Source organism: Ferrovibrio sp. (genome assembly GCF_035304305.1).
Classification (GTDB): domain Bacteria; phylum Pseudomonadota; class Alphaproteobacteria; order Ferrovibrionales; family Ferrovibrionaceae; genus Ferrovibrio.
On sequence record NZ_DATGQG010000119.1, the window covers coordinates 1 to 10,804 of the forward strand.

General features: G+C 65.9%; 13 protein-coding genes and 1 tRNA gene. 3 read left to right on the forward strand and 11 right to left on the reverse strand.

Going from position 1 to position 10,804, the window contains the following annotated elements:
• Nucleotides 1–240: 240 nt before the first annotated feature.
• From VKZ87_RS13485 to VKZ87_RS13500, 4 genes are all read right to left on the reverse strand, one after another.
• Entirely contained in the window at nucleotides 241–567 is a 327-nt protein-coding gene (locus tag VKZ87_RS13485; protein ID WP_324221778.1) for a hypothetical protein, read from the reverse strand.
• Nucleotides 568–583: 16 nt separating this feature from the next.
• Nucleotides 584–1,222, reverse strand: a complete 639-nt coding sequence (locus VKZ87_RS13490; RefSeq protein ID WP_324221779.1) for a hypothetical protein — start codon at nucleotides 1,220–1,222, stop codon at nucleotides 584–586.
• 129 nt (nucleotides 1,223–1,351) lie between these two features.
• Nucleotides 1,352–1,540 carry a DUF4170 domain-containing protein gene (locus VKZ87_RS13495; protein ID WP_324221780.1) on the reverse strand — a complete coding sequence of 63 codons (189 nt, stop codon included), beginning with the start codon at nucleotides 1,538–1,540 and terminating at the stop codon, nucleotides 1,352–1,354.
• A gap of 89 nt (nucleotides 1,541–1,629) precedes the next feature.
• A complete protein-coding gene (locus VKZ87_RS13500) occupies nucleotides 1,630–2,196 on the reverse strand; it encodes a hypothetical protein (RefSeq protein ID WP_324221781.1) in 567 nt (188 codons plus the stop codon).
• Nucleotides 2,197–2,281: 85 nt separating this feature from the next.
• Between VKZ87_RS13500 and VKZ87_RS13505 the strand changes: the two genes are divergently transcribed.
• The 3 genes from VKZ87_RS13505 to VKZ87_RS13515 all read left to right on the forward strand — a co-directional run bounded on the left by VKZ87_RS13505 (nucleotide 2,282) and on the right by VKZ87_RS13515 (nucleotide 3,959).
• Nucleotides 2,282–3,235 (forward strand): tetratricopeptide repeat protein, encoded by a 954-nt coding sequence (locus tag VKZ87_RS13505; RefSeq protein ID WP_324221782.1) that lies wholly within the window; start codon nucleotides 2,282–2,284, stop codon nucleotides 3,233–3,235.
• An 87-nt stretch (nucleotides 3,236–3,322) separates the two neighbouring features.
• Nucleotides 3,323–3,398: transfer RNA gene (locus tag VKZ87_RS13510), tRNA-Lys, on the forward strand.
• An 18-nt stretch (nucleotides 3,399–3,416) separates the two neighbouring features.
• Nucleotides 3,417–3,959: a PAS domain-containing protein gene (locus VKZ87_RS13515; protein ID WP_324221783.1), complete on the forward strand. Its 543-nt coding sequence runs from the start codon at nucleotides 3,417–3,419 to the stop codon at nucleotides 3,957–3,959.
• A gap of 2 nt (nucleotides 3,960–3,961) precedes the next feature.
• Here the strand turns inward: VKZ87_RS13515 and VKZ87_RS13520 are convergent, their stop codons facing one another.
• The 7 genes from VKZ87_RS13520 to gyrA all read right to left on the reverse strand — a co-directional run.
• Complete coding sequence (locus VKZ87_RS13520) at nucleotides 3,962–4,366, reverse strand: cupin domain-containing protein (RefSeq protein ID WP_324221784.1); 405 nt, start codon at nucleotides 4,364–4,366, stop codon at nucleotides 3,962–3,964.
• 127 nt (nucleotides 4,367–4,493) lie between these two features.
• Nucleotides 4,494–5,618 carry a tRNA guanosine(34) transglycosylase Tgt gene (gene tgt / locus VKZ87_RS13525; protein WP_324221785.1) on the reverse strand — a complete coding sequence of 375 codons (1,125 nt, stop codon included), beginning with the start codon at nucleotides 5,616–5,618 and terminating at the stop codon, nucleotides 4,494–4,496.
• Nucleotides 5,615–6,667 carry a tRNA preQ1(34) S-adenosylmethionine ribosyltransferase-isomerase QueA gene (gene queA, locus VKZ87_RS13530; protein WP_324221786.1) on the reverse strand — a complete coding sequence of 351 codons (1,053 nt, stop codon included), beginning with the start codon at nucleotides 6,665–6,667 and terminating at the stop codon, nucleotides 5,615–5,617. Before queA ends, tgt begins: the two co-directional genes overlap by 4 nt.
• A gap of 27 nt (nucleotides 6,668–6,694) precedes the next feature.
• Entirely contained in the window at nucleotides 6,695–7,174 is a 480-nt protein-coding gene (locus VKZ87_RS13535; protein WP_324221787.1) for a peptidylprolyl isomerase, read from the reverse strand.
• A 22-nt stretch (nucleotides 7,175–7,196) separates the two neighbouring features.
• Complete coding sequence (locus VKZ87_RS13540) at nucleotides 7,197–7,646, reverse strand: peptidylprolyl isomerase (RefSeq protein ID WP_324221790.1); 450 nt, start codon at nucleotides 7,644–7,646, stop codon at nucleotides 7,197–7,199.
• A 107-nt stretch (nucleotides 7,647–7,753) separates the two neighbouring features.
• Entirely contained in the window at nucleotides 7,754–8,278 is a 525-nt protein-coding gene (gene coaD, locus VKZ87_RS13545; protein WP_324221788.1) for a pantetheine-phosphate adenylyltransferase, read from the reverse strand.
• A partial coding sequence (gene gyrA / locus VKZ87_RS13550) for a DNA gyrase subunit A (protein WP_324221789.1) occupies nucleotides 8,278–10,804 on the reverse strand: 2,527 nt, incomplete at its 5' end. The genes coaD and gyrA, both read right to left, overlap by 1 nt.

A 10,804-nucleotide genomic window follows, 5' to 3' on the forward strand; every position in this document is an offset into this window, starting at 1 on the left:
TCGGCGGCCTGATCCGCCTGGGCCGCGGGCAGAGGCGGCGTCTGTTCCAGCGCCTGCCGGATCGCCATGGCTTCCTGCGGCGGCAGACGGCTGATGATCGCCTCGGTGCGCTCGGGCCCCGCGACGCGCAGGAAAGCGACCAGCTTTTCCCTGCTCATGCTCCGTCAACTCCTGTTGCCTGCCTGCCCCATTCTAACCTTGTCCGGCCGGAAAACCACCGCGCCGGTTCACCCCCGTCCCCTATTTTGGTTTCGGCGCCGCCTTCATCATGGCCAGGTACATCGGCATGACCACGTTGGTGAACTTGTTCTGGCCGTATTGCAGCTCGTCCATCGCCGCCTTGACCATCTCCACCGTCGGATAGTACGGCACCACGACATAGCCGTGCTGCTTGAGGGCGGCGATCACCGCCGCCGCCTGCTTGGAGTAATTCTCGAAGAAATAGCTGGTATCGGCCTTCTTGATCGCCTCCGCGATCACCTCGACCGCGGGGATCGGCTTGATCGCCTGCGGCTGCCAGTTATAGCCCGCGGGCGGCTGGTTCGGACTGCTGCTCTTCTCGGACATGGCAACGACGGCGCGATCAGTTGACCGGCAGGCGCATGCCGGTTGGCCACTGACGGCCGGTACCCTTCAGTTCGGGCTGCAGCGACGGCCGCCTGTCGTCGAGCTGCCGGACGGCACTTGCCACCTTCTTCTCGACGGCGACTTCCGATGGCGCGCGCAGCCGCAGCTTCACATGCGCTTCCCGCAGGGCTTCGGCCACCCGGCGCTCCAGCACGCTGCCCGGCCCGCTGATGCGCCGGCGGATGATGATGCCCAGCGCATCGACATTGAGGCCGATGATCGCATGCAGGCGGTGACTCGGCTGGCTCAGGCCCGCGCAGAGATTCTTCAGCGTGTCGGCATAAAGCGTGACCAGCGGATAGCCGAACATGCCGCCCTGCCCTTTCAGCTCGAGCGCCAGATCATGAATCCATTCATAATAGCGGGCGCGGCCGACGGAATTGAAGGCCGCCGAACCCCAGGCTTCCTTGAGGTTGCGCCAGGTCTCGAGCGCAGAGGCCTCGAATTCCGCCTGGTTGCTGACGATGGCCTTCTCGATCCTGCCGCGCAGCTCCGGCGTCAGCTGCAGGTCCTGCCCGCGCCGGTAATTCACGGCCTTGCGCTTGAGATCGCCTCGGTTGGCGATCAACCGGGCGGAGGCATAAGGGTCGATCATGCGCCTTCCTCGTTCCGGGCGTCAGCCGGCGAATCGGCCGCTCCCTTTTGGAATCATCGTGGCAGACGAGATGCTTAGCAACTGGAAAGGCAAGTTGGCCTGAACCGCGGCGCATCCGCGCCGCCTGACTCAGGCCTCGCGCCGAATCACCCGCAGGCGGTGATTGCAGATATCGATCTTGTCAGCCATGCGGGCACGCCAGACCTGATCCGCTTCCTTCTCGGTCTTGAACGGGCCGTAACGCTCCTCGGTTCCGGCGATCGGCGCCGGATCAGCGAGATCCTTGTAAATACCACCTTCAACGTAAAACACCGGCATTCGTCCTATCCTCCGGGTCGACCGGACTTATCTGGCATCGGAGGGGTTAAAGAACAATCCCCCGAAGGTAGCAAGTCGGTAACCCCTCTTCACCCGTCCGCGCGCCCGGCACGCCATGCGTCCAGAGCCTCAGCAACCGCAGCAACCGCGTCTGCCCAGTTGCCGGGCCGGGACTGCCGGAAACAGCGCAGCGTGGGGTAGAAAGGCGAATCGGAGCGGTCGAGGAACCAGTACCACAGCAGCCCGTAGCCCGGCGCCGGCAGCAGCAGCCATGTGGGCACGCCCAGGGCGCCGGCGAGGTGAGCCGCCGTGTTGCTGCTGGTGATCACCAGGTCGAGCGCCGCCACCTGCGCCGCGGCTGCATCCAGGTCCTGCAGGGGATCGATATCCGGGTCGCGCCGGATCTCCGGCCCGCCGGCGGCGATGACCGCGGCCCGCTCCTCTGCCGTGTCGCCATACTGGACATCCACCCAGAAGACATCCCGGCGCAACAGCGGCAGCAGGTCGGTCAGCGCCAGGGATTTCGGCTGGCCATAGGCGGCATTCCGGCTGCGCCAGGACAGGCCTACCAACGGGCGCCCGGCCGCCCGCGCCTCCAGTTGCCGGCGCTGGCGCACGACCGCATCGGAATCGGGGGTCAGGAATCCGGAAGGCATTGCGGGAGTGTATGTGCCGTACCATGCTGACGCCAGAATGACGGCCGGCTTGCAGGACAAGGTAGCGGAACTCACCCGGAGCGCGATGACTGCGCTGCGGACGGGCGATCTGGACGGCGCCATCGCGTGTTTCCGCCAGGCGCGGCGCCTGGCGCCGGACCAGCCCGGCCTGCTGGCAGCGCTGGCGCGGCTGCTGCGGCAGGCGGGACACTGGGCCGAGGCCTGGTCGGCCGCGGAAACCGGGCTGCGCCTGCAGCCCGACGATCCTGCCCTCAACGACGAACGGCTTGCCTCCCTTGGTCTGGGCGGCCTCACCGACATGGCTCTGGCATTGGCACGCGCCTGGGCGGAAAGCTGCCCGGCCGAACCGCTGGCCCGCTTCCGCCTCGGTGCCCTGCTGCTGCAGACCGGCGATGCCGCCGGCGCCCTGTCGGAACTCGCTGCGGCGCTGGATCTGCGACCGGACTGGCCGGAAGCGCTGGTTGCCGCCGCGGAGGCGGCCTATCGCACTGGCGCCATCGACCGCGCGCGCGAGTGGCTCGACCGCGCAGTGGCGCTCGAGCCGGAGAACCGCTCGGTCCGCATGGCGCGCGCCACCATGCTGCTCAGCCTCGGCATCTGGGAACCCGGTCTGGAAGACTACGAATACCGGCTGAAGCCTGGCGCCGCACAGCAGATCATCCGCAATCTGCCGGTGCCACGCTGGAATGGCGAAGACATATCCGGCCGCGCCATCCTGGTGGTGGCGGAACAGGGCATCGGCGACCAGGTCCGTTTCCTCCGCGACCTGCAGGACCTCGGACGGCTGGCCGGACGGATGATTGTCGAATGCAGCGCCAGACTGGTGCCGCTCTTCGCCCGCAGCCTGCCGGGCACAACCGTGATCGGCAGTCTGGAGCGTCAGGAAGGCAGTCGCCACATCTTCGACTACACCTCGCTGAGCGGGCACGAGCCCGTCGACTGCTATATCGAAGCCGGGAGCGTGATGCTGCTGCTTCACCGGCACGGACTGGCGCCGGACCGCCGGCCAAGCCCCTGATTTTCAAGGGAAGCGACAGGTTGACGGGGGCGACAGCGAGACCTATGTTCGCGCGCCGCCCCTCGGGCGGCCATCCAAGACCCTCGTGAGCCCGTAGCTCAGCTGGTAGAGCAAGCGACTTTTAATCGAGAGGTCCCGGGTTCGAATCCCGGCGGGCTCACCACTTTTCCTTAACCAACTCGTGATCGGCTTCAGGGCAGCCGCAGTCTATGCTGCGGAGACCGGAGGAACGGCCCTGAACCGGCAGATCGTCGATAGCAGTTTCCGGCTCGATCCGGAGCTGCGTTTCAAGCGTCCGGAATTGCCGGCGCTGGTTGCGCTGTGGGAAGACCTGCGCGCCGGCCGTCGCGCCCCTGACCGTGCCGATTTCTCCCCCTTCGTGCTCCGTCCCTATCTGCCGCGCGTCCTCATTTATGAGATCGTGAACGAAGCGACAGTGCGCCGGTTCCGGATCCGCCTGTACGGCACCCTGATCAGCGAATATTCCGGCCGCGATCCGACTGGCAAATTCGTCGACGAGACGATGTCCGAGCGGGCCTATGCCGACTTCGACCGTGGCCTGTCATGGGTTGCGGACAATGCCCGCCCCTTGCGCGCCGCCGGCAGCTACTATTTCGTCGACCGCAGCTTCGTACGCTTCGAATCCGTCACCCTGCCCCTGACCGCCGGCGGCAGCGAGATCGCGCAGCTGCTGAACGTCACCTTTTACGACGATGAAAAGTAGGGTCAGGCGCCGCGCGGCGCATCCACCGTCTCGAACTCCGCGGGGCTGGTAATCTCCAGCATTTCCAGATCGGCCGAGAACGACGTCAGCTCGTGACGGATCTCCGGCGGCTGCAGCACGCAATCGCCGGCCTCCAGGCGGACGTCACCCTGTCCTTCATATTCGAAGGTCACCCAACCCCTGAGGATGTAGACCATCTGGAAATCGAGCCTGTGCAGATGCCGGCCGGTGCCTTTCTCGCCGAGCTGCTCGGCGCGGATGACATGGGCGTGGTAGCGCCCCTGGGTCGCCTCGCTGATGCCGAGATCGCGATAGCTGAAGAAGGGGCGCAGGCCGTCCTGCACAAAGCGGGCATCCTTCGCGCGGCTGATCCGGAATGTCTGCTTCGTGGTGGTGCTGATGGTCATGGCGTCTCTCCCGAGACCCGAGCCTAGATCAGCCGCTCAGCATACGGAAGAGCAGATATGCGCAGCCATAGGCGATGGCGGCGAAGATGGCGGCGATGGCGAAGACCCTGAGATGCCGCAGCAGCATCTAGAGCGGTTCGATGTCGCCGAGCGCCTGGCCGGCATGGAAATCGGCCGCAAAGGCGGCCAGCGTACCGGCCGCGATTGCATCCCGCATGCCGCGCATCAGGTCCTGGTAATAGGTCAGGTTATGCGCCGTCATCAGCATGGCGCCAAGGATTTCGTCGGACCGCACGAGATGATGCAGATAGGCGCGGCTATAGCTGCGGCAGGCCGGACAACGGCAATGCTCGTCGAGCGGCCGCGGGTCCTCGGCATGGCGGGCATTACGGATGTTGATGCTGCCGCGGCGGGTGAAAGCCTGGCCGGTGCGGCCCGAGCGGGTCGGCAGCACGCAGTCGAACATGTCGATGCCGCGCATCACGGCGCCGACCAGATCGGAGGGCTTGCCGACCCCCATCAGGTAGCGAGGCCGGTCCTGCGGCAGATGCGGCACGGTGACGTCGAGGGTGGCGAACATCTCCTCCTGCGTCTCGCCGACGGCGAGGCCGCCCACGGCATAGCCGTCGAAGCCGGTGGTGACGAGGCCTTTGGCGGATTCCTCGCGCAAGGCCGCGTTGGTGCCGCCCTGGACGATGCCGAACAGGCCATAGCCTTCACGCTGTTTGAAAGCGGCCTTGCAGCGCTCCGCCCAGCGCAGACTCAGGCGCATCGCCTCGGTGGCGCGCTGCTCGGTGGCGGGAAGCTTGACGCATTCATCCAGCTGCATGGTGATGGTGGCATCCAGCAGATGCTGGATCTCGATCGAGCGTTCCGGCGTGAGTTCATGCCGCGCGCCGTCGATATGCGACTGGAAGGTGACGCCCTGCTCGGTGACCTTGTTGAGCTGCGACAGCGACATGACCTGGAAGCCGCCGGAATCGGTCAGGATCGGCCCCGGCCAGTTCATGAATTTGTGCAGGCCGCCGAGTTTCGCCACCCGCTCGGCGGTGGGCCGCAGCATCAGGTGGTAGGTGTTGCCCAGGATGATCTGCGCGCCGGTTTCGGCCACGGCTTCCGGCGTCATCGCCTTGACGGTGGCCGCCGTGCCGACCGGCATGAAAGCCGGGGTGTCGATGGAGCCATGCGCAGTGTCGAGCCGCCCGAGCCGGGCAGCGCCGTCGCACGCGGAAATCTGGAAGCGGAGAGTCATTCTGCGGCCTGCCTGAACAGCAGGCTTGTATCGCCGTAGGAGTAGAAACGGAAGCCCTGCGCCACGGCATGGCGGTAGATCGTCCGCTGCGCATCGAGACCGACGAAGGCCGCGACCAGCATCAGCAGGGTCGACTTCGGCAGGTGGAAATTGGTGATCAGGCCGTCGGCGACCCGGAAGCGGAAACCGGGGGTGATGAAGATATCGGTCTCACCGCGGAACGGCAGCAACGCGCCCGTCTCCCGTGCGGCGGATTCCAGCAGGCGCAGCGAGGTGGTGCCGACGGCGATGATGCGCCCGCCGGCAGCCTTCGCCGCGGCGATCGCCGCCACCGTTTCTGCCGGCACCTCGCCCCATTCGGCATGCATGCGGTGGTCTTCCACCCTCTCCGCTTTCACCGGCAGGAAGGTGCCGGCGCCGACATGCAGGGTGACACGCGCCGAACCGACGCCTTTCTGCGCGAGAGCCTGCATCAGCGCCGGGGTGAAATGCAGGCCGGCAGTGGGCGCGGCGACCGCGCCGGGCTTCTCGGCGAAGATCGTCTGATAGTCGCTGCGGTCGCGCTCGTCGGCAGCACGCTGGGCCACGATATAGGGCGGCAGCGGCATCGCGCCGGCCGTCTCCAGAGCCGCCAGCAGCTCGGCATCGTCCCGGTCGAAAACGAATTCCAGCTGCTCGCCGCTGCGACCGGCCATCTCGGCGGTGATGCCGCCATCGAAGAGGATGCGATCGCCCGGCTGCAGTCGTCGCGCCGGCTTCGCCATCGCGGTCCAGCGCCGGCCACCCAGTGCCTTGAGCAGCAGCGCCTCGACCTTCACCTCGGCCGGACCACGCTCGCGCCGGCCGAACAGCCGCGCCGGGATCACCTTGGTGTCGTTGAACACCAGCAGATCGCCAGCGCGCAGCAGCGCCGGCAGGTCGGCCACGGTAAGCGCGCGTGGATCGATGCCGCCGGCATAATGCAGCAGGCGGGCCGCCTCGCGCGGCTGCGCCGGCCGCTCGGCGATCAGTTCCGGCGGCAGATCGAAATCGAAATCGGAAACCAGCATCGCGTTCCCCCGCCCGCGGGGGCAGTGTCAGGCCGCGTCGGCGGCAACGCGCAGGCTGATGATCTGGTCGGGATCCGTCACCGTGCCGTTGCGTGCCTGGTCGCCGCGCTTGATCCTGTCGACATGCTCCATGCCGTCGATCACCTCGCCCCATACGGTGTACTGGCCGTCGAGGAAACGCGCATCGGCGAAGCAGATGAAGAACTGGCTGTCGGCCGAGTTCGGGTTCTGCGCGCGGGCCATCGAACAGGTGCCGCGCACATGCGGCGCCTGGGAGAATTCAGCGTTGAGCTTCTGGCCCGAACCGCCGGTGCCATCGCCGCGGGGGTCGCCGGTCTGCGCCATGAAGCCCTCGATGACGCGATGGAACTTCAGCCCGTCATAGAAATTCTGCCGCGCCAGCTCCTTGATACGGGCGACATGGTTCGGTGCCAGATCGGGACGCAGCGCGATCGTAACGCGGCCGTCCTTCAGTTCCAGATAGAGGGTGTTTTCGAGGTCGGCCATCACGGACTCCTTGGGCGTAAATTCACTTCACGTCGGCAGCAACGCGCATGCGGATGATCTTGTCGGGATTCTCCACCACGCCGCTGCCCGGCGCGCCCTTCTTGATCCGGTCCACCGCCTCCATGCCGCTGATCACCTGCCCCCAGACGGTGTACTGGCCGTTCAGGTGCGGCGCATCGGCGAAGCAGATGAAAAACTGGCTGTCAGCCGAATTCGGGCTGCCCGCCCGTGCCATGGAAACCGTGCCGCGCCGGTGCGGTTCCGAGCTGAATTCCGCATCGAGCTTCTGGCCAGAACCGCCGGTACCGGTGCCGGTCGGATCGCCGGTCTGCGCCATGAAGCCGCGGATCACGCGATGGAAGACGACGCCGTCGTAGAAGCCCTTGCGGGTCAGTTCCTTGATGCGGGCGACATGGCGCGGCGCCAGGTCGGGACGCATGGCGATCACCACCCGCCCGCCTTCCAGTTCCATGATCAGGGTGTTTTCCGGATCGCGGATCACCTGCGCATGGGATGGCGCGGCAAGGCCGAGGCCGAGGCCGAGCAGCAGCAGCAGGACAAGGGCAGCAAGACGACGCATCAGAAGCCCCCGGCCCCCCCCTTCACGGCGGCAACCCGGCTGCGCATGCGCTCGGCGACCCGGGGCGACACGAAGGGATTGATGTCACCGCCCAGCATGGCGATTTCCTTCACCAGCCGCGACGCGATGAACTGATGGTTGTCGGAGGCCATCAGAAAGACCGTTTCGATATCGGAATTCAGCCGCGCATTCATGCCGACCATCTGGAATTCGTATTCGAAGTCGGACACCGCGCGCAGGCCGCGGATGATCATTGACGCGCCGACTTCCATGGCGAAATGCATCAGCAGGTTGGAGAAAGGCTTGACCTCGAACTCGGTGGCGCCGGGCATCAGGGGGCCGATCTCCTCGCGCACCATCTCGACCCGTTCTTCCATCGAGAAGAGCGGGCCCTTGCCGATATTGACGGCAACGCCGACCACCAGCTTGTCGACCAGCTTGCCCGCACGCTTGATGATGTCGTAATGGCCTTTGGTAACCGGATCGAAAGTGCCTGGATACAAACCGATCCGCTGCCTGGTCATTACGTTTCCCCTGTATTATCTCCCGCGTCGTCGTCGTCCGCGGTCTGGCCATCGTCCTGGGCGCCGCCACTTTCGGGCAAGTAGGCGACGGACGCAACCTTTTCGCCGTCGCCCAGCTTGAAGACGATAACACCTTGGGTGTTACGACCGGCGATGCGGATATCGTCTACCGGGCAACGGATCACCTGGCCGCCATCGGTGACCAGCATGATCTGGTCGTCGTTCTCGACCGGCGAGGCCGCGACGACCTTGCCGTTCTTCGCGGTCGTCTCGATGTTGATGATGCCGGAGCCGCCGCGGCTGGTGATGCGGTACTCGTAGGCCGAGGTCCGCTTGCCGTAGCCCTTCTCCGTCAGGGTCAGGATGAACTGCTCGGCGGCCTGCAGGGTCGTGAAGCGCTCCGCCGAAATGTCGGACGGCAGTTCCACGCCGGTTTCGCCGTTGCGGATGCGCTCCTGGGCGGCCTCGTAGCGGAAATAGGCGTCGCGCTCCTCCGGCGTCACCTCGATATGGCGCAGCACCGACATGGAGATGACCCGGTCGCCCGCGGCCAGCTTCATGCCGCGCACGCCGGTGGAGGCGCGGCTCTGGAAGGTGCGCACGTCGGCGACGGGGAAGCGCACGCACTTGCCGTCATAGGAGGCCAGCAGGATATCGTCCTGCTCGGTGCAGAGCTGCACGCCGATCAGGCTGTCATCGGCATCCTCGCCCTCGAACTTCATGGCGATCTTGCCGTTGGCGTTGATCGAGACGAAGTCGCTCATCGCATTGCGGCGGACATAGCCCTTGGCGGTGGCGAACATGACGTGCAGCTCGCCCCACTTCGTCTCGTCCTCGGGCAGCGGCAGCACGGTGGCGATCTTCTCGCCCTCCGAGAGCGGCAGCAGATTGACCAGCGCCTTGCCGCGCGACTGCGGCGTGCCTTCCGGCAGGCGATAGACCTTCATCTTGTAGACGCGGCCGAAATTGGAGAAGAACAGCACCGGCGTATGGGTATTGGCCACAAAGACGCGGGTGACGAAATCCTCGTCCTTGGTGCTCATGCCGGTGCGGCCCTTGCCGCCGCGCTTCTGCAGCCGGTAGGTCGACAGCGGCGTGCGCTTCACATAGCCGGCGAAGCTGACGGTGACGACCATGTCCTCGCGCTGGATCAGGTCCTCGTCGTCCTGCTCGAACTCCATCTCGACGATTTCGGTCTTGCGCGGGGTGGCAAAGCGGTCGCGCACCGCCACCAGTTCGGCGCGCAGGATGCCCATCAGCTTCTCGCGGCTGCCGAGGATCTCCAGATATTCGTTGATCTCGGCGGCGAGCTGCTTCATCTCGTCCCCGATCTCGTCGCGGCCCAGTGCGGTCAGGCGCTGCAGGCGCAGGTCGAGGATCGCGCGCGCCTGGGTTTCCGAAAGCCTGTACTTGCCGTCGATCACCTTGTGGCTGAGATCGTCAATCAGCGCGATCATGTCGGCCACATCGTCGGCCGGCCATTCACGCGCCATCAGCTGTTCGCGCGCGGTCTGCGGATCGGGCGCGGCCCGGATCAGCCGGATCACCTCATCGATATTGGCCACCGCGATGGCGAGGCCGACCAGCACATGGGCGCGGTCGCGGGCCTTGCCCAGCAGGAAACGGGTGCGGCGGAGGATCACCTCCTCGCGGAAATTCACGAAAGCGGCGATCAGCTGCTTGATGTTCAGCAGCTCCGGCTTGCCGCCGTTCAGCGCCAGCATGTTGACACCGAAGGAGGTCTGCAGCGGCGTGAACCGGTAGAGCTGGTTCAGCACCACATCCGCCATGGCGTCGCGCTTGATCTCGATGACGACGCGCACGCCCTCGCGGTCGGACTCGTCCCGCAGGTCGGAAATGCCTTCGATCTTCTTCGATCGCACATGTTCGGCGATCTTCTCGATCATCGCGGCCTTGTTCACCTGATACGGGATCTCGGTGATGACGATCGCCTCGCGCTCCTTGCGGATCTCCTCGATATGCACACGGCCGCGCACGATCACCGAACCGCGTCCGGTCCACATCGCCGCCTTGGCGCCGGCACGGCCGAGAATGATACCGCCGGTCGGGAAGTCAGGCGCCGGCAGGATCTCCAGCAGCTGCTCGAGCGTCACGTCCGGGTTGTCGACATAGGCGCAGCAGGCGTCGATCACCTCGCCCATGTTGTGAGGCGGGATGTTGGTCGCCATGCCGACGGCGATGCCGTTGGCGCCGTTGATCAGGAGGTTCGGGAACTGCGCCGGCAGGACCGACGGTTCCAGCGTGCTGTCGTCGTAGTTCGGCTGGAAATCGATCGTGTCCTTGTCGATATCCGTCAGCAGCGCCTCGGCCGACTTGTCCAGGCGGATTTCCGTGTAGCGCATCGCCGCCGCGCGGTCGCCGTCCATCGAGCCGAAATTGCCCTGCCCGTCCAGCAGCACCTGCCGCATCGAGAAGGGCTGCGCCATGCGCACCATGGCATCATAGATCGACTGGTCGCCATGGGGGTGATACTTACCCATCACGTCACCGACGACGCGGGCCGAT